This is a genomic window from Neglectibacter caecimuris, from assembly GCF_034335015.1.
Classification (GTDB): domain Bacteria; phylum Bacillota; class Clostridia; order Oscillospirales; family Acutalibacteraceae; genus Acutalibacter; species Acutalibacter caecimuris_A.
The window spans coordinates 345,718-363,698 of the sequence record NZ_JAWXXK010000004.1; the positions used below are offsets into that span (position 1 = coordinate 345,718).

At 49.9% G+C, this 17,981-nt stretch carries 16 protein-coding genes and 5 tRNA genes; 2 read left to right on the top strand and 19 right to left on the bottom strand.

The window, feature by feature from the left end:
- Window positions 1-28 precede the first annotated feature (28 nt).
- The 7 genes from yfmH to U8T64_RS07950 form a co-directional block, all read right to left on the bottom strand.
- Window positions 29-1,300, bottom strand: coding sequence for an EF-P 5-aminopentanol modification-associated protein YfmH (gene yfmH, locus U8T64_RS07920; RefSeq protein WP_322182623.1), 1,272 nt, complete (start codon window positions 1,298-1,300; stop codon window positions 29-31).
- Between the two features lies 1 nt (window position 1,301).
- Window positions 1,302-2,564 (bottom strand): M16 family metallopeptidase, encoded by a 1,263-nt coding sequence (locus U8T64_RS07925; protein ID WP_322182625.1) that lies wholly within the window; start codon window positions 2,562-2,564, stop codon window positions 1,302-1,304.
- A 345-nt stretch (window positions 2,565-2,909) separates the two neighbouring features.
- On the bottom strand, window positions 2,910-3,548 hold the full coding sequence (gene upp, locus U8T64_RS07930; RefSeq protein ID WP_322182626.1) for a uracil phosphoribosyltransferase: 639 nt from the start codon (window positions 3,546-3,548) through the stop codon (window positions 2,910-2,912).
- Window positions 3,549-3,604: 56 nt separating this feature from the next.
- Window positions 3,605-4,051, bottom strand: a complete 447-nt coding sequence (gene rpiB / locus U8T64_RS07935) for a ribose 5-phosphate isomerase B (protein WP_322182627.1) — start codon at window positions 4,049-4,051, stop codon at window positions 3,605-3,607.
- Entirely contained in the window at window positions 4,048-4,761 is a 714-nt protein-coding gene (tsaB, locus tag U8T64_RS07940; protein WP_322182629.1) for a tRNA (adenosine(37)-N6)-threonylcarbamoyltransferase complex dimerization subunit type 1 TsaB, read from the bottom strand. Before tsaB ends, rpiB begins: the two co-directional genes overlap by 4 nt.
- Before the next feature lies 1 nt (window position 4,762).
- Window positions 4,763-5,203: a tRNA (adenosine(37)-N6)-threonylcarbamoyltransferase complex ATPase subunit type 1 TsaE gene (gene tsaE, locus U8T64_RS07945; protein WP_322182631.1), complete on the bottom strand. Its 441-nt coding sequence runs from the start codon at window positions 5,201-5,203 to the stop codon at window positions 4,763-4,765.
- Window positions 5,203-6,879, bottom strand: a complete 1,677-nt coding sequence (locus tag U8T64_RS07950; RefSeq protein ID WP_322182633.1) for a formate--tetrahydrofolate ligase — start codon at window positions 6,877-6,879, stop codon at window positions 5,203-5,205. Before U8T64_RS07950 ends, tsaE begins: the two co-directional genes overlap by 1 nt.
- A gap of 186 nt (window positions 6,880-7,065) precedes the next feature.
- Here U8T64_RS07950 and U8T64_RS07955 point away from each other — a divergent pair, with 186 nt between their 5' ends.
- A complete protein-coding gene (locus U8T64_RS07955) occupies window positions 7,066-8,262 on the top strand; it encodes an FtsW/RodA/SpoVE family cell cycle protein (protein WP_322182634.1) in 1,197 nt (398 codons plus the stop codon).
- A 60-nt stretch (window positions 8,263-8,322) separates the two neighbouring features.
- Here U8T64_RS07955 and U8T64_RS07960 read toward each other — a convergent pair.
- From U8T64_RS07960 to U8T64_RS07995, 8 genes are all read right to left on the bottom strand, one after another.
- Window positions 8,323-8,397 (bottom strand) — tRNA-Cys (locus U8T64_RS07960).
- 200 nt (window positions 8,398-8,597) lie between these two features.
- Window positions 8,598-8,673: transfer RNA gene (locus U8T64_RS07965), tRNA-Gly, on the bottom strand.
- 162 nt (window positions 8,674-8,835) lie between these two features.
- A tRNA-Phe gene (locus U8T64_RS07970) sits at window positions 8,836-8,911 on the bottom strand.
- A 4-nt stretch (window positions 8,912-8,915) separates the two neighbouring features.
- A tRNA-Asp gene (locus U8T64_RS07975) sits at window positions 8,916-8,992 on the bottom strand.
- Window positions 8,993-9,028: 36 nt separating this feature from the next.
- A tRNA-Val gene (locus U8T64_RS07980) sits at window positions 9,029-9,105 on the bottom strand.
- Between the two features lie 78 nt (window positions 9,106-9,183).
- Window positions 9,184-10,089: an Hsp33 family molecular chaperone HslO gene (hslO, locus tag U8T64_RS07985; protein ID WP_322182636.1), complete on the bottom strand. Its 906-nt coding sequence runs from the start codon at window positions 10,087-10,089 to the stop codon at window positions 9,184-9,186.
- Window positions 10,079-10,861 (bottom strand): class I SAM-dependent DNA methyltransferase, encoded by a 783-nt coding sequence (locus U8T64_RS07990; protein WP_322182638.1) that lies wholly within the window; start codon window positions 10,859-10,861, stop codon window positions 10,079-10,081. The genes hslO and U8T64_RS07990 overlap by 11 nt, the downstream gene beginning before the upstream one ends.
- Window positions 10,862-10,936: 75 nt before the next feature.
- On the bottom strand, window positions 10,937-11,230 hold the full coding sequence (locus tag U8T64_RS07995; RefSeq protein ID WP_322182640.1) for a YerC/YecD family TrpR-related protein: 294 nt from the start codon (window positions 11,228-11,230) through the stop codon (window positions 10,937-10,939).
- Window positions 11,231-11,423: 193 nt separating this feature from the next.
- Here U8T64_RS07995 and U8T64_RS08000 point away from each other — a divergent pair, with 193 nt between their 5' ends.
- Complete coding sequence (locus U8T64_RS08000; RefSeq protein ID WP_322182641.1) at window positions 11,424-12,053, top strand: class I SAM-dependent methyltransferase; 630 nt, start codon at window positions 11,424-11,426, stop codon at window positions 12,051-12,053.
- 158 nt (window positions 12,054-12,211) lie between these two features.
- Here U8T64_RS08000 and lysA read toward each other — a convergent pair whose 3' ends face one another.
- The 4 genes from lysA to clpX form a co-directional block, all read right to left on the bottom strand.
- Complete coding sequence (gene lysA / locus U8T64_RS08005; protein WP_322182643.1) at window positions 12,212-13,507, bottom strand: diaminopimelate decarboxylase; 1,296 nt, start codon at window positions 13,505-13,507, stop codon at window positions 12,212-12,214.
- A 1-nt stretch (window position 13,508) separates the two neighbouring features.
- Window positions 13,509-14,123, bottom strand: coding sequence for a ribosome biogenesis GTP-binding protein YihA/YsxC (yihA, locus tag U8T64_RS08010; protein ID WP_322182645.1), 615 nt, complete (start codon window positions 14,121-14,123; stop codon window positions 13,509-13,511).
- Window positions 14,124-14,133: 10 nt separating this feature from the next.
- Complete coding sequence (gene lon, locus U8T64_RS08015) at window positions 14,134-16,566, bottom strand: endopeptidase La (RefSeq protein ID WP_322182647.1); 2,433 nt, start codon at window positions 16,564-16,566, stop codon at window positions 14,134-14,136.
- Between the two features lie 111 nt (window positions 16,567-16,677).
- Entirely contained in the window at window positions 16,678-17,979 is a 1,302-nt protein-coding gene (clpX, locus tag U8T64_RS08020; RefSeq protein ID WP_322182649.1) for an ATP-dependent Clp protease ATP-binding subunit ClpX, read from the bottom strand.
- Window positions 17,980-17,981 lie beyond the last annotated feature (2 nt).

Genomic DNA, 17,981 nt, shown 5'->3' on the forward strand with positions numbered 1-17,981 from the left:
GCTAAAGTTCCTTTCTGTAAAACCGTTTTTAAAGCGGGCGAACAACGGACAGCACGCTTTTTTCCTTCTCAAACAGGGAAAGCTTTTTCTGAACCTCTTCCAGCTTTAGCTGTACAAGAGTATCAATATAGGTAAAAAGCTCTCTGCCCTTTAAGGAGAAGCTGATCAAAGCGTTGGAGATACTGGAGGTACTGTTCAGGGCCGCGATGATCTCTCCGTAAACGGCACGCTTGGAATATTCAAATACTTCTTCCGATATCCCCTCCTCGGAAAGCCGCTGAAACTCCGCCGAAATGGCGTCAGCCACTGCCTGCGGATCCTTCGATTCCCCGCTGAACATGACGGTGGCATAGCCTGTCCCTTCAAAATATTCGTATCCAAAGCTGGATTCGTTTACAAGCCCCCGCTCCAGCAGGGAATGGAACAAGGGAGAAGCATCGGAGGCCAATATCTCCAGCAGGATCTCCACAGCGGCAATATCCCGTTCCTTTAAAGCACCCTGGATAGATTCCTTATAGCCAAACTGAAACAAGGGCATCGCCACGGAAAGCCGCTGCTCCACATAGGGAGAAACAACAGTTTCCGGTTCCGGCTGGAAAACACGCTTTACCTGGATCGGCTCGGAGGGCTTCAAGGTGCTGTCGCATACCTCCAGCACTTTTTCCACCTGGAAATTTCCGGAAACAGCCAGCGCCATATTGTTCAAATTGTAAAAGGTGCGATAGCACCGATAAAGATGCTCCGGTGTGATCTGCGCAATGCTCTCTATGGTGCCTCCAATATCGATCCGTACCGGATGCGTGTGATACATGGCCTGAAGATAATTGAACATAACCCTCCACTGGGGGTCGTCGTCATACATTCTGATCTCCTGCCCAATGATCCCCTGCTCCTTTTTTATGGTTTGCTCTGTAAAATAGGGGGACTGCACAAAATCCAGCAGGATCTCAAGAGATTCGTAAAGCCGGTCCGTACAGGAAAACAGATAACAGGTGGATTCAAATTCCGTGGCGGCATTGGCGCTGGCCCCGGTTTTCGCGTATCTCTGAAACGCGTCTCCGTCCTCGCTTTCAAAAAGCTTGTGCTCCAGAAAATGAGCGATCCCCGCGGGAACCGTCACCGGCTCGGTTTCATCGTCACGCTGAAAGCAGTTGTCAATAGAGCCGTATTTCGTACCTAAAACAGCATAGGTCGTGGAGCTTCCCGCCTTGGGATAGAGAAAAATATCCAGCCCGGTAGGGTGCTTCAGCTTATAATAACAGTCTCCGGTCCGTTTGCTCGTTATTGTTTGAAGTTCCATATCAGCCGTTTTCACTTCCTTTCAAGCGGTATACCACAGCGGGAACCAGCTTTTGGGCGGCCTCCGTCACCTGCTCCTTCGAATAGCCCATGACTCGTTCCACCGCCTCCTCCGGAGTGACCGGAGTTTCCGAAAAGGTCTGTCCCAAATTCCAGGTTTCCACCGCGGATAGGGAATCTCCCACAGAACGGAAGGAATCACAGAGCCGCAGCTTGGCGGACAGAAGCTCTTCTTCAGAAATATGCCCTTCCTGCATTTCACGAAGCTGCTGCAGGATCTCTTCCTCCGCCTGCTCCAGATTTTCCGTTTCCACGCCGCTTTCCACAAACAGAGCCCGTGCGGAAACAGCATAAAGAGAGGAACAGTAATAACAAAGCCCCATCTTCTCCCGAACATGCTGAAACAGCTTGGAACTGGGCGTGCCGCCGAAAACGGCGTTCATCAACTGGAACAGCGGCGACTCCTCTGGTAAAGCGTCCGCACGAAATCCCATGGAAAGTTTTGACTGCGTCACTGCCTGCGTTTCGATTTCCTTTTTTAAAGCCTGTGGACGGACAAAAGGCGCTGCCCTTAGTATATGGGGCATGCCGACCTGGGAGAATTTTTCCTGAAACAGCTCGGGAGACGGTTCGCAATCCCCCAAAACAAAGATCTCAAACCTTGCGGAAGAAAGAACCTCATTCCAGGCTTTTGTCAGCTTTGCACGATCCAGTCCCGCGATCTCCTCTTTGCTTCCATAACGGTCCACTCCGGCGCTTTGTCCCGCGAAAAGAAGCTCTTCACAGCGCTGGTGCGCATAGGTGATCTTATCGCTGAACTCAGCGTCCTTCAGCTCTAAAAGCTGACGCTGTTCCTGGCGAAAATTCTCTTCGGGAAACAACCCCGCCGCATCGGTAAGCGGGGAAAATAGCGCGCTGAAAAGAAGCCCGGAAAGCTCCGCAAACATATTGTCCCCGCCAAAAGCATACCGGCTGGAGATCCCATCGGCGGCCAGAGTCAAGCACTGAAACTCCCCTATTTTCCGAACCCCGGAACGAAGAGAAGCGCCGTACAGCTTGGAAAGCTTCCGGTTCAAGGAAGCAAAATCCGGGTATTCCCTCGTTGCCCTGGTAACCAGGCTGGGCAAAATCCCATACAGCGCGGCCGTCTCCTGTTTGAGGGGCAGCAGCATGTTGACCGATACTTTCATGGTTTTGAAGCGCGGATCCGTATAGCTTCTCAATACGGCGGCCCTGCCCACCTGCCAAATTCTATTTTCACTCATATTTATTTGCCCTTCCTTTGAAGCAAAGCTTTGTATAAATATTCCCGCAAAAAGCAGGCGGTATGCTTTCTTCCAACACACATCATATGCTTCAAACCATTCCGGAGAAGTCCGGTGCTTTTGTGAACCAAAAAAGCACCATTTATTCTTCGGTGCTAATGAACCGATTGCCCGTTATGCGAAGCACAAACTGGGCAAGGCAATTTTAATTTTATAATATCCGCATGCTCTTTTGGATATTATATCACGTTTACCCAAATTTTCAAAGAAAAATGAAAAAATAAACAAAGAAGCTGCGGATACCTTTAAAATTCAGTATCTACAGCTTCGAGTCAGCTCAGAAAATCAGATGGTACCGAAGATCCGGTCTCCGGCGTCGCCCAAGCCAGGAAGAATATATCCGTTTTCATTCAACTTCTCATCCACAGCGGCACAGTAAATGTGTACGTCAGGATGAGCCTTTGTCAGTGCTTCCAGGCCTTCGGGAGCGGAAATGATGCAGAGGAATTTAATGCTTTTGGGTTTGCTCCGCTTCACGATGGTGATAGCGTCTATGGCGGAACCGCCGGTAGCCAGCATGGGATCCAGTACGATCACGTCACGTTCCTCGATATCCTGCGGCAGCTTATTGTAATACTCCACGGGCTTTAGAGTATCGTGATCCCGATACAGGCCGATATGGCCTACCTTGGCGGAAGGAACCAGGTTCAGCATGCCGTCCACCATGCCCAAGCCAGCGCGAAGAATGGGAACAAACGCCAGCTTCCGCCCGGCAATCACCTTGGTAGTGGTTTTCTGCATGGGCGTTTCGATCTCCACGTCCATCAAGGGAAGATCCCGCGTAGCCTCATAGCACATCAGCGTGGCAATTTCATTGACCAGCTCCCGGAAATGCTTGGTTCCGGTGGAGCTGTCTCGCAAAAAGGTCAGCTTGTGCTGAATCAGCGGGTGATCCATAACGAAAATATTTTTGTTTTCCTGCATCGTCTGATTCCTCCTATTATTTCCGTGCGAAAACTTTCAGCACGGTTATTCCCTGACTACAGCGCTCCTTCTTCGACCTGCGCGATCTGGTCGATCCGCCTTTGGTGGCGGCCGCCTTCAAACTCTGTGTGAAGAAAAAGTTCCAGCATTTTTAAGGCAGTCTCCCGGTCCACCACTTTGCCGCCCATACAGAGAATATTGGCGTTATTGTGCCGGCGGGTCATTTCAGCGCAAAAGGTATTCGTACACAGCGCCGCCCGTATTCCCTTTACCTTGTTAGCCGCAATGGAAATTCCGATCCCAGTAGAGCAAATCAAAACACCGTAATCAGCCTTTCCGGCCGCTACAGCCTTTGCGACTTTTGCCGCGATCGGCGCGTAATCCACCGATTCTGTGCTGAAGGCGCCGAAATCTTCATAATCGATGTGGTGTTCCTCCAGATAGCCACGAACGGCTTCCTTCAATTCAAAGCCGCCGTGATCGCAGCCTATCACAAGCTTCATAGTGCGTTTTCCCCTTTCTCCTGTTTCTTTTTCAGCTCCCGTTCCGCCTGTGGCAGCCGCAGATAGGCGGGCGCCAACTCCTGAGCTGCGATCGTATTCCCCTTCGTAAGCTGTTTCATAGCGGCAAGCGCCACGGAAGAAGCATGCTGAAACCGCAGCTCCGGCGGCGCGATACGCGCTCCCCATTCCCGAAAGGCTTCATGGCATAGAGCAGCTCCATCTCCAAACAGGATCAGATCGCTTCCGTATTTTCTGTATTCCTCCGAAAGCTCCGCAACAGACAAGGCTCTGTCCGGTGTAAGACGGTGAAGCTCCCCCGCTTCCGCCCGAAACAACGCCTGATATACCTGCCCGCACCTGGCGTCCATGACCGCACAGACAAGAGCTCCGTCATAATACCGCCCCGGCATGGCAATGGCCTCCAGGGTGGAAACGCCGCAGCATGGCGTGTTGTTCGGCATAGCAAGCCCCTTTATACAGGAGATCCCGATACGCACGCCTGTAAAAGAACCCGGGCCACGGGAAACCGCTAGAGCGTCAAGCTCCGCGCAGCTCTTTCCCAGAGCTTTCAGCAGGCTCTTCACCATGGGAAGCAGCGTTTGACTGTGAGTTTGCTTTGTGTTGATAAAATACTCGCCTAACAATTTTTCCTCTTCCAGCACAGCGGCTGAAGCAGGCCCAGCTGAAGAGTCTATCGCCAAAAGCAGCATATCACAGCACCTCCTTCCAGCCCTCTCCCACAAGCGTGATCACACGCGTCGTTTCTGTCGTACCGGGGCGAATATGGATCCATAAAGTGTTTTCCGGCAACGCCGCCTCGATATTTTCGCTCCACTCGATGACCAGCACACAGTCGGTGTCTAAATAATCGAAAAAGCCGGTGGAATACAGGTCGTCCCAGCCAGTGACGCGGTACATGTCAAAATGTTCTACCGTCAGCCTGCCCACATATTCATTGACAAGGGCAAAGGTTGGGCTGGAAACCACATCTCCCGCGCCCAAAGCGGAAACAAGGCCAGAAGTAAAAGCAGTTTTTCCCATACCCATTCCTCCGGTAAAGGCCAGCACTTCCCCGCCCCGCAGCCGATTTGCAAGCCGGGCCGCCAGCCCCTTGGTTTCCTCGGGAGAATGGGTGATAAATTCCTGCCGCATCAAAACAGGCCGTGAATGACTGCGTTTTCGTCTACATCGATCTTTTCTGCGGCGGGAATTTTCGGCAGGCCAGGCATGGTCATAATATCTCCCGCGTAAGCTACCACAAAGCCCGCGCCGCTGGAAAGCTTCAGATCCCGGATCGTGATCTGGAACCCGCTGGGTCTGCCCAGCAGAGAAGGATCGTCGGAAAGAGAGTACTGGGTTTTCGCAATACAGACCGGCATGGAATCCCCGCCCAGAGCTTTGATCTCTTGCAGGGATTTCTGCGCCTGCTTTGTAAAGAGCACACTGTCTGCTCCATAAATTTTTTCCGCCACAGCCTTGATCTTCTCTTCTACTGGAAGCTCATCGGAATAAATCGGAGCAAACTTTGTTTCCCCCTCCTTTTCCTCAATGACACGGCAAATAGTTTCCGCCAGTTCTCTGCCGCCTTCTCCGCCTTTTCCGAACACCTCGGACAAGGCGTAAGAAACATCCAGCTCTTTGCAGCAATCGTCAATGACCTGAAGCTCAGCATCGGTATCCGTACCAAAACGATTGATCGCCACCACTACGGGCACGCCGAATTTTTGCATATTTTCCACATGGGCCTTCAAATTCACAGAGCCCTTTTTCAGCGCCTCCACATTCTCATTTGCCAATTCCGCCTTGGAAACTCCGCCGTTATACTTCAGCGCGCGAACAGTAGCCACGACCACCACGCAGGAGGGCTTCAGCTTAGCCATGCGGCACTTGATGTCCATGAATTTTTCCGCGCCCAGGTCAGAGCCGAAGCCAGCCTCCGTAATGCAATAATCCGCCAGCTTCAGCGCCAGCCGAGTAGCTCTTACAGAGTTGCAGCCGTGAGCAATATTGGCGAAGGGCCCACCGTGCATAATGGCGGGGGTGCCTTCAATGGTCTGTACCAGATTGGGATTGACAGCGTCCCGCAGCAAAGCCGCCATAGCGCCTTCCGCCTTGATATCCCGGGCGTAAACAGGCTCGCCGCCGTATGTGTAGGCGATGAGAATATTTCCCAGTCGCTTTTTCAAATCTTCCATATCCCGTGCCAGACAAAGGATCGCCATCACTTCGGAAGCCACCGTGATAATAAAGCCGTCCTCTCTGGGAACACCGTTGATTTTTCCGCCAAGACCCACCACAATATTTCGCAGGGCCCTATCGTTCATATCCAAACAGCGTTTGATCAGGATCCTTCTGGGATCGATCCCCAGGGCGTTTCCCTGCTGCATATGGTTATCCAGCATAGCGCAGCAAAGGTTATTCGCAGAGGTGATCGCGTGCATATCGCCTGTGAAATGAAGGTTGATATCCTCCATGGGCAAAACCTGAGCATAGCCGCCGCCTGCCGCTCCGCCCTTTACGCCGAACACCGGCCCAAGAGAGGGCTCGCGCAGTGCGATGATTGCTTTTTTCCCGATTTTCGCCATGGCTTCGCCCAAGCCCGCCGTGGTAGTGGTCTTTCCTTCTCCGGCCGGCGTCGGATTGATGGCTGTTACCAGAATCAACTTTCCGTCTGGCTTCTCCGCCAAACGCGCAAAGGCAGTTTCGTTGATTTTAGCCTTATACCTTCCGTAAAGCTCCAGTTCCTCTTCCCGGATCCCCAGCTCCGCCGCGATCTCTGAAACAGGCTTCAGGCTTGTCCCCTGTGCGATTTCGATATCAGTCAGCATATGTGTTTCTCATACCTTTCCGGCCGGAACCGGCCTATGGAATTTTTGCCTTTCTATATGAATTATAAAGTATCTTGCCGGAATAGTAAAGACTAAGGGTAAAAAAACTTGCCGCAGCCTTTTTCTTCTGGTATACTAAACAAAGATAGAAGCGTGAAAAACACATGGGGAAAGAAAGAGCATTTTATGATAAAACGAGGTTTTAAGGGATTATTCAGTTACATCAGGCGCGCCGATATTGTTTTGTGGCTGCTGCTGGCGCTTATTTCCGTTTACAGCCTGATCCTGCTGAAAAGCGTGTCACGGGCCACAGAGGCCAATTATTTTCGCACCCAGCTTTTTGCCATTGGCCTGGGTGTGATCGGCGCTGTGGTAGTTTCGCTGATCGATTATTCAGAGCTTGCCAATTTCTGGTACCTGATCGCGGGTTTTTCTATTTTTCTGATGATCTACACCGCTCTTTTCGGAGAAGAAGTCACCGGCGGCGGCGGCGTTGCGGCGAAGGCATGGATCAGTATCGGTGGAAGAACCTTTCAGTCTTCAGAACTGGTCAAGATCGCTTTCATTTTGACCTATGCCAAACATCTCGATATCGTACAAAAACGCGGCAAAATCACGGATCCTTTACAGATCGTATTTCTAGGGCTACACGCCCTGGTCCCGCTTTTGCTTTGTGAAATGCAGGGAGATACCGGCGCCACGATCGTATTCTTTTTCATTTTCCTGGCAATGAGCCTTTCTGCGGGAATTCAGCTGCGGTATTTTGCCATACTGGGCGGCCTTGTATTGATCGCGCTGCCCCTTTTGTGGAACTTTGTTCTCAAGGACTACCAAAAAAACCGATTCATTGCCGTATTTAATCTGGAAAACTCTTCCGTACAGTTAAATGACGGCTATCAGCAGTATCAAGGCAGGATCTCCATCGGTAGCGGGCGCCTTAGAGGACAAGGCCTGTTTGAAGGTGGCCGCGTGGCAAATAACAGCGTTCCCTTTCAGCACAGTGACTACATTTTTTCAGTTGCCGGAGAAGAACTGGGGTTTATTGGCTGTTCCCTTATCATTTTACTTCTGCTGCTATTCCTGTTGAAGATCCTGCACGTGGCCCATTCTTCCCGGGACGATTTGGGAAAGTATATTTGCTTCGGTTTCTTTGGCCTTGTTGCCCTGCAATCCATTTCCAATATTGGTATGTGTCTAACACTTCTCCCCGCCATGGGCGTTACACTTCCTTTTTTCAGCGCAGGCGGCTCCTCCGCAGCCTGTTTGTATTTGGGATTTGGACTGGTGCAAAGCGTTTATATGCGCCGGAAAGAGAGCGATGGCTTTCGCTTAAAACGAAGCACACCCTTGCGCTTCTCCTATAAGCAGATCAAAAATATATGATGCTGTAAATAAAACAAAGAAAAATCTCCAGCATGTTATGCCGGAGATTTTTCTTTGTTTTGGAGGTGACACCCGGATTTGAACCGGGGAATCAGGGTTTTGCAGACCCATGCCTTACCGCTTGGCTATGTCACCATTCAAAGCCGCAAGTTCGAGCCTCGTAGTCTGATAAAGAGAAAAGCATTCTGCTCTCTTCTCTTTTGGAGCGGACGATCAAGGCAAAGCTTCGGCTTGCCGAAGCTTTCAGAAATTCCTTCGGAATTTCCCTGAATGAAAGCCGCGAGTTCGAGCCTCGTAGTCTGATAAAGAGAAAAGCATTCTACTCTCTTCTCTTTTGGAGCGGACGACGAGGCTCGAACTCGCTACCTCCACCTTGGCAAGGTGGCGCTCTACCAGATGAGCTACGTCCGCATATTTGCCGTTTTTGGTGACAGCTTTTATATTATATGCAGTTTCCTGTGATTTGTCAACCTATATTTGGGAAACCATCAAAATTTCTTGAACGACAAAGCCGCTGCTCCTGTGTGAATTTTTATAAAAGAAAAAAGACCTGCCGAAGCAAGTCTTTTTTTCTGGTGCCTCCGATCGGAATCGAACCAATGACACGAGGATTTTCAGTCCTCTGCTCTACCGACTGAGCTACAGAGGCATATTGGCGACCCGGAACGGGCTCGAACCGTCGACCTCTAGCGTGACAGGCTAGCGTTCTAACCAGCTGAACTACCGGGCCAAATATCTCCATAAACCTTTTCGGAAATCTTCTTTTTGGTGGGGACAATAGGACTCGAACCTATGACCCCCTGCTTGTAAGGCAGGTGCTCTAACCAGCTGAGCTATGCCCCCATAGTACGGAAAGCAATTGCTTTCCAACGACTTTTACATTCTACAGGATTCTTTTCTATTTGTCAAGCTCTTTTTTCTCTATTTTTTCTTTTTGCTTTCCCGCGCTTTTTCTGCCAGCAGCTCCAGCTCCGACCGGGAAAAATAGTATTTTCGGTTACAATATTGGCACACGGCTTCCGCCTGCTCCTCATCGTTTAAGGGTAAGGATAAAATTTCTTCAGACCCCAAGGTCAAAAGAGCGTTCGCAAACCGCTCCTTACTGCAGCGGCAGGCGTAATGTACCTGATACTCATCCAAAATCTCCATCGAGAAGCCATCCAAAGCCAGCCTGCACATATCCGGAAGGGAGACGCCTTTTGCCAGCATGGTGGTGACAGATTCCAGCTTCCCCACATTTTCTTCCAATCGGGAAACTGCAGAAGCTTCCGCACCGGGCAGCACCTGGATCAAAAGCCCGCCGGACAGCATGGCCTCCCCCGTATTTCGGTTTACTAAAACACCCAAAGCGCATACAGTGGGGATCTGCTCGCTTTGCGCATAATACTGGGTGAGATCCTCCGCGATCTCGCCGCTGACAAGCTCTACCTGCCCAATATAGGGATCCCTTTCCCCAAAGTCACGCATAACGGCTAAACGCCCGTTCTTTCCCACGGCGCCGCCTACATCTATTTTCCCATTTGGCTTTAAGGGCAGCTCCACTTTCGGAGAGTCCACATAACCCCTGACATTACCGTGAGGGTCTGAAATTGCCACAAGATTTCCCAAGGGGCCTCCCCCATTTACCTTGACCGTAAGAGAAGCCTTATCGCTCTTCAGCATGGCGCCCATTAAAGAAGCGCCAGTCAGGAGACGCCCCAAAGCGGCACAGGAGGTTTTTGTCAAACCGTGAAGCTGCTGTGCGGTGGATACGATCTTAGTGGAATCGATCGCAGAAGCCATAAGGCTTCCGTCTGAAGTAATAGTACGAAGAATTTTATCTGCCATATCTGTTGGTTCCTATCTGCGTTTCAGAAATTTTTTGAGCAGCGTAAATAATTCGCTGAGTTTCGCTTGAGGGTGGGTCAAAGGTCAGGGCCTCAAAAAAAGAAAACTGACCAAAACCGGACTTTTTTAACATCTCCATGATTTCCTCTGTGGAATAAGCCAATTCAAAAAAGCTTTCCGAGCTGCGAAAATACATTTCGTTTTCCCGCTGAAAAAAATCAAGCTGAATATCTACCCTGTGGTCACGTGATGAATAATGATTCTGCCACACACAGTACACATCATCTGTATCATAGACAAAAATGTTATCCCCCAAAACCTTCTCGTGTTTATAGGGCGTGTTCATATCAAAGAGGAACCACCCGCCGGGGTCCATGAAAAGCGATACTTTATCAAAGGCTTTTTGCACCTCTTCCCTGCTGTGTAAATGGTTCAGGCTGTCCAGTGTGCAAAGAGCAGTATTGACAGTACCATATAGATCCAAAGCCTGTAGTTTCTGCCGCAAAAACAGAATATCCGCGCCGGCCTCCGCGCATTTTACTTTCGCTTCGGAAAGCATTTCCACCGAAGCGTCCACACCGTAGATATCCACGCCGCGCCGAAAGAGCTCCAATGTAAGAGTGCCGGTACCGCAAGCCAGATCTACCGTGAGGCCGGGCTGATGTCCCAGCCGTTTCAGCAATTCTAAGAGATAATCAGCCCATTTCACGTATTCCACATTTTGCGTAAGATCGTCATAATATTGGGCAAAAACTGCGTAAGAGCTCGTCATATCGGTCACCTGCCTTTTTCCGTTCCGAAAGCGCAATAAATCAGCGATTCAAAAGCCGCAAGAAAAACAGCAGCGCTAACGCTCCTGCTCCAGCCGCCCAAATACCAGAGAATATCCATCACTGCCGTAATTCAGGCTGCGGTTTACCCTGCTGATGGTGGCTGTTGATGCGCCGGTTTCCGCCACAATATCGCTGTATACCTGCTTTCTGCTGAGCATTTTGGCTACCTCCAAACGCTGGGACATGGCCTTCAGCTCCGGCATAGTGCACAGATCGTCAAAAAATTGATAACATTCTTCCACTGTTTCCAGAGAAAGCACAGCCTGAAATAGAAAATCGATATTTTTGTCGTGAAGCTTACCGTTCATTTTGACGCTACCTCTCCCAAAGTTTTTTGCTTTACCATTTTACCACAGAAAAATGAAAAAGTAAACCGGGGAAATTGACAAAGAACGCGCTCCCCGGTACATTGACGTTTGAGACCGGCAATGGTACAATTAACGCCGCAAGCTGGAGAAGGGCCATAAAGACAGCCCAGTAAAATTTGAAAGGAACGGACAAATGGAAAATCCATGGGAGAAAATCCCGTTATCTGACTATGAAAATCACATGAGGCTTGACTCCGTTCGACAATTACAAGCGATGAACGAACTGATGAAGGATCAGCTTGGTACTTATCCTGTTTCCAGCGCTATCATATTGGGCGTTGCGGGAGGAAACGGACTTGAGCATGTTCAAAGAAACAAATTCTCAAAGGTATTTGGAGTGGATATCAACCCGGTTTATCTAAAAGAGACTGCTTCCAGATATCCGAATTTAGCTGGCATTCTGGAATGCCTGTGCATCGACTTGACAAAAGAGTTCCACAAGCTTCCTCCAGCGGAGCTGGTGATCGCCAACTTGGTGATCGAATACATTGGCTACGAAAGCTTTCAAAAAGTGCTTCGGCACACCTGCCCCCGCTATGCCTCCTGTGTGATACAAATCAACATGGAAAACAACTGGGTATCTGATTCTCCGTATCTTTCTGCCTTTGACGGGCTGGAACAAATCCATTGCCAAATGGAACCACATGCTTTGGAAAAAGCAATGCTTGAAATTGGATATCATATGATCAAGACCCTGGAGGTTCTGCTGCCCAATCAAAAGAAACTGTTACAAGTAGATTTTGAAAGAGTGGTTTCCGCTTAGAGTTGGTTCCGGAAACGATGATAAAAAGGGAGTGAAGATAAGGCAGCCCTGCGCACCACAAATCGCTGAACCCCCGTTTGTGTTTTTGAAATCTCTCAAAGAAAAGGCCATCCACAAAGAACGGCCTTTTGCTGAGATAACTAAAAAGTAAACTGCTATCAAATATCTCCCCGCAGCAGATCCTCATAGGTTTCTCCCCGAATGATCACACGGGAGCTTCCCTGAGAAACCATCACGCAAGCGGGCCTTGGATTTCTGTTATAATTGGAGGCCATGGAATAATTATAGGCGCCGGTGGAAAGCACCGCTAAAATATCGTCTTCCTCCGGTTTTTGAATGGCGGTATGCTCCTGGATCAGATCCCCGCTTTCACAGCATTTTCCGGCGATCGTGGCCGTATAGTCCGCAGGCTGGGAAGCCTTGTTGGCGATCAGGCAGGTATAATCGGATTGGTACAGCGCGTACCGGGGATTTTCAAACATGCCCCCATCGATCATCACATAATTTCTCACGCCGGGGATCTCCCGAACGCTGCCCACCGTATACAGGGTGATACCTGCTTCTCCTACAATGGAACGCCCCGGCTCAATGTAAATTTTCGGCATGGAAAGGCTATGTTCTTCACACTTTTGATGGATCGCCTCAGAAACAGCTTCCATGTATTCCTCATAGGGAATCGCATCGTCCCGCTCCGTATAGTGAATTCCAAAGCCGCCGCCCAAATTCAAAAATTCCAGCTCTTCTCCAAGCACTTTCTTCACCCTCGCAAGGAAATCCAGCATGACCTCCGCCGCGTGAACAAAGGGCTGCTTCTCGAAGATCTGGGAGCCGATATGACAATGTACGCCCCGCAAAACGATGTGATCCATTTGAGAAGCCAGCTTTACGGCTTCCAGCGCTTCGCCGCTGCTCAGATCGATCCCGAATTTTGAATCGATTTGCCCGGTGCGGATAAATTCATGGGTATGCGCATCGATACCAGGCTTGATGCGCAAAGAAACGGATACTGTTTTCCCCTGCTGTCCGGCAATTTTTTGAAGCTTATAAAGCTCTGAAATACTGTCCGCTACAATATCTCCCACACCGTTTTCCACGGCAAGCGTCAACTCGGAAATCGTCTTGTTATTTCCCTGAAAATGGATCTGTTCGGCAGGAACTCCAGCCTGCAAGGCGGTGTACAGCTCCCCGCCGGACACGACCTCCAGATCAAGGCCCTCGCTGAGCACGATACGGCATATCTCCTTGCAACAAAAAGCCTTGCTGGCATAGATCGGCTTTCCGTTTCCCTGATAGCAGGTCTGAAAAGAAGAAACGTAGCGTCTGCATACGCTGCGGATCTCCTCTTCACTCATGACGTAAAGCGGAGTACCGTACTGCTTTTCCAGCTCCACGGTATCATAGCCGCTGATGGCAAGATGTCCTTCTTCATTGATGGAAAGGCAGGAAGAAAACAAATCAAAACACCCCTTTTTCTATTTCCCCGTTCATAGTTTCCAAGACTGTTTCTGAAAGCAAACCGCGCAATTCCTCCGTACCTGCTCCGGAAACCGCGGAGAAGGGATAAAACGGTATTTCATTTTGCCGAAATAACTCATGATATCTTGAAAGCTGTACGGAAGCTTCGGTTTTATTGAGTTTATCGCTTTTTGTGCACACCACCGCAAAGGGAACTCCGGTCTCCAGCAGAAAGCGTATCATATCGAAATCATCGGCAGTGGGATCCCGGCGCATGTCCACCAGCTGAAGCACCAGCGCGATCTGCCGATCCTGCGCAAAATATCCTTCCACCAGCTCTGCCCACCGCTCCTTTTCACCTTTTGATACCTTGGCATAGCCATATCCCGGCAGATCGACAAAACGGCAGCCATCTATCCGAAAAAAATTGATCGTTGCCGTTTTTCCGGGGGTGGAACTGGTGCGGGCCAGGGCTTTTCTGTTTACCAGCTTATTGATCAGCGAGGATTTCCCTACATTTGACCTTCCAGAAAATACGATCTCCGGCAGATCGGAGCACGGCAGCTGTTCTTTTCTTCCTGCCGAAAGCTCAAACTCCGCTTTTTGAAAATTCATAGGCCCCCTCCTACTGATAAAGCTCTGAGGCTCTGGAACGGGACACACCTGCCTCCGGTGAAAGCGTCCTGCTGCTTTCAGAAAGCTCCGGACAGGGCATTCGAGTCAAAGCGGCATTCAAAACAGCATCGATGCGTTTGACAGGAACAAACGTGACATTTTTCTTTACGACCTCGTCTACTTCCGCCAGATCCGGCACGTTATCCGCCGGGATCAGCACGGTTTTTATTCCGTTCTTATAAGCCGCCATTGACTTTTCCCGAAGGCCGCCTATGGGAAGCACCCGTCCCTGTAAAGTGATTTCCCCTGTCATAGCCACATCCCGGCGCACCGGTATTCCGCACAGGGCTGAGGTGATCGCTGTTGCCATCGCAGTACCCGCGGAAGGCCCATCCTTTGGCACGGCCCCTTCCGGGGCATGGATATGGATATCGCATTTTTCATAAAATTTCGGAGAGATCCCCAAAGAGTTGGCTCTGGTGCGAATGCAGGTGATTGCCGCATTGGCGGATTCCTTCATCACATCTCCCAAAGAACCGGTAAGCTGTATTTTTCCGGTTCCCTCCATGACCGCTACCTCGATCGGCAGAAGCTCTCCTCCCACACTGGTCCAGGCAAGTCCGTTGACAAGCCCTACCGTGTCTTCTCCCTGTAAAAGATCCTTTTGGAATTTCCGCGGTCCCAAAAGCCCTTCTAAATTTTCCGGCTTTACTGTATAGGAGTGAAAGTTTTCCTGAGAAACCGCCATTCTCGCAACTTTTCTGCAAATCGAGGCCAATGATCTCTCTAAGTTTCGAACACCCGCTTCTCTGGTATAGCCTTCAATGATCCCTTTTACAGCAGCCTTGGAAAATTTCAGCTGAACGGCTTTTAAGCCATGCTTTTCCAGCTGTTTTCTGATCAAATGCCGGGTGGCGATATTACATTTTTCTTCCAAGGTATAGCTGCCCAATTCCAGAATATCCATACGGTCATAAAGGGGACCGGGAATTCGGGAAGCGTCGTTTGCGGTGGTGATAAACAAAACATCGCTCAGGTCAAAGGGCATATCGATATAGTGATCGCAGAATTCCTTGTTTTGCTCCGGGTCCAGCACCTCTAAAAGAGCGGAAGAAGGATCACCCTTGAAATTCTGACCGAGCTTGTCGATCTCGTCCAGCAGGATCAATGGATTTTTTGCCCCTGCCTGCTTCACGGCATTGATGATGCGCCCCGGCATAGAACCCACATAAGTACGGCGGTGCCCCATGATCTCAGCCTCATCGCTAACCCCGCCCAGAGAAACACGAACATATTTTCTTCCTGTCGCGTCGGCAATGGAACGGGCAATAGAGGTTTTTCCCACGCCGGGAGGCCCCACCAGGCAAATGATCTGCCCGGCGTTTTTTGGTGTTAAGCTCTTGACGGCCAAAATTTCCAGAAAACGTTCCTTGATTTTTTCCAGCCCATAATGATCTCGGTCTAAAATGCGCTGCGCGCGTTTCAGATCCAGGCGTTCTTTGGTAGAAGCACTCCAGGGCAGCTCCAGACAGGTATCAAGATAGACCCGAAGAACACTGGCCTCATGAGACCCATAAGGCATGCGGCAAAGCTTATCACATTCCTTCAGCAGTTTCTCCTCACAGAGCTGCGGCAGCTTCATCGCCAGGATTTTTTCCCGCAGCTCATCGGCCTCCTGCTGCGGGTTGTCCTCTTCCCCCAGCTCGCTGGAAATGGCGCGAAGCTGCTCCTTCAGGAAGTATTCCCGCTGGTTTTCGTCCATTTGCTCCTGAGCCTTTTGATTGATCTCCTCCTCTACCTTCAGGATCTGGATCTCTTCCGTCAGAAGATCGATCAGCTTCTGAATGCGTTTCAAGGGACGAAGTTCATCTAAAATATATTGTTTTCTCTCAAAATCGATGGAAATATTAGAAGCCAGATAGTCCGCCAGCCTGCCGCAGTCCTTTTCCTGAAGCACCCCCAGCAGTACATCGGGCGGAACACGCTTAAACAGGCCCAAATACTGATCGAACTTCTCATGGACGATACGGATAAAAGCTTCAGATCTGGAAGATTTTTTGTAAGTAATAATAGGACACTTTCGAATATTTCCAACCAGATAAGGGTTTTCCTTGACAAGCGACTGGATCTCTCCACGGTAGAGACCCTCCACATGAAGCTTTACCCCTTCCTCCGAGCGGTGGACCACCTGTTTGATCCGGGCAATGACGCCTGTTTTATAAAGATCATCGCCGGAAGGCTCGTTTTCAGAAAGATTCACCTGTGTAACAAGGAAAATCAATCGATCCTTTTCCACTGCTTCCGAAGCGGCTAGAATAGACTTTTTTCTGGCCACATCAAATTGCAGCATCATACCGGGGAAAAAAACCAGTCCCCGAATCGCCAGGATCGGCAATGTGAGGTTATTTTCTATTTTTAGATTTTCTTCTGTAAAATTTTGCATATATGTACTCCTAAAATCAGGGAAAGACTGCAGCCGGCGCTGCCGGCAACAGCCTTTTCTTTTTTGGGGGATTTCATAAATAAAATAAACTTTCCCTTTGCCGTGTAAAGGTCAGGAAACGGAATCTCTACGGCTTCTCTGCTTTGACTGAGCGATTTTGATCTTCACGGGCTTCCGATCTTTATTATAGACCATTTCCGGCTGTGAGCCGTTTTCCACCATTTCCTTTGTGATGGTCACTTTTTCCACCGTATAATCACTGGGAACACGATACATGGTAGGCATCAGCACGCCCTCCATAATGGCCTTCAAGCCTCGAGCGCCGGTTTTGCGCTCCAGAGTTTTCTTGGCAATGGCCTCCAACGCATCATCGGTGAACTCAAGATCGACCTTATCCAAATCAAACAGCTTCTTATACTGGCACACCAAAGAACTTTTCGGCTCTCGAAGAATGCGTACCAGAGAAGCCTCGTCCAGCGCGTCCAGAGAAGTGATCACCGGGATACGGCCTACCAATTCAGGAATAAGGCCATATTTTACAAGGTCATGGGGCGTAACGTCCTTCATCCAGTTGGTGGCGTCCAACTCCGATTTCCCGTGGATCTCGCCGCCGAAGCCCAATGAAGTAGAAGCTACACGTTTTTGTACGATTTTCTCCAAGCCGTCAAACGCGCCGCCGCAAATAAAGAGAATATTGGAAGTGTCAATATTGATGGTCTCCTGCTGCGGGTGCTTTCTGCCACCTTTCGGCGGTACCCCCGCAACGGTTCCCTCCAGAATTTTCAGCAAGGCCTGCTGCACGCCTTCCCCGCTGACGTCCCTTGTAATAGACTGATTCTCGGATTTTCGGGAGATCTTATCGATCTCGTCGATATAAATGATCCCCCGCTCCGCCTTGAATACATCGTAATCAGCGGCCTGGATCAGCCGGAGAAGAATGTTTTCCACGTCTTCGCCCACATAACCGGCTTCTGTCAGAGTAGTGGCGTCCGCAATGGCGAAGGGAACGTCTAAAAGCCTTGCCAGAGTTTGCGCCAGATAGGTTTTGCCCACGCCGGTAGGACCGAGCAGCAAAACGTTGCTTTTTGTCAATTCCACTTCATCGCTGGAAAAATAAATACGCTTGTAGTGATTATAAACCGCCACAGACAGCGCAATTTTGGCGTCATCCTGGCCCACCACGTACTCATCCAGCTTCTTTTTGATCTCCTGGGGCTTGGGAAGCAGGATCCCTACCTCTTTCTCATCACTTCTGCCTTTTTTCAGCCTGTCTTCGTCCTGAATGATGGACATACAAAGCCTGACGCACGCATCACAAATATAAACGCCGGAGCCGGCAATCAGCCGTTCGGCCAAAGGCTGCGGCTTGCCGCAAAAGGAACAGCAAATTTCGTTTTCGTTGTTGCCCGCCATTC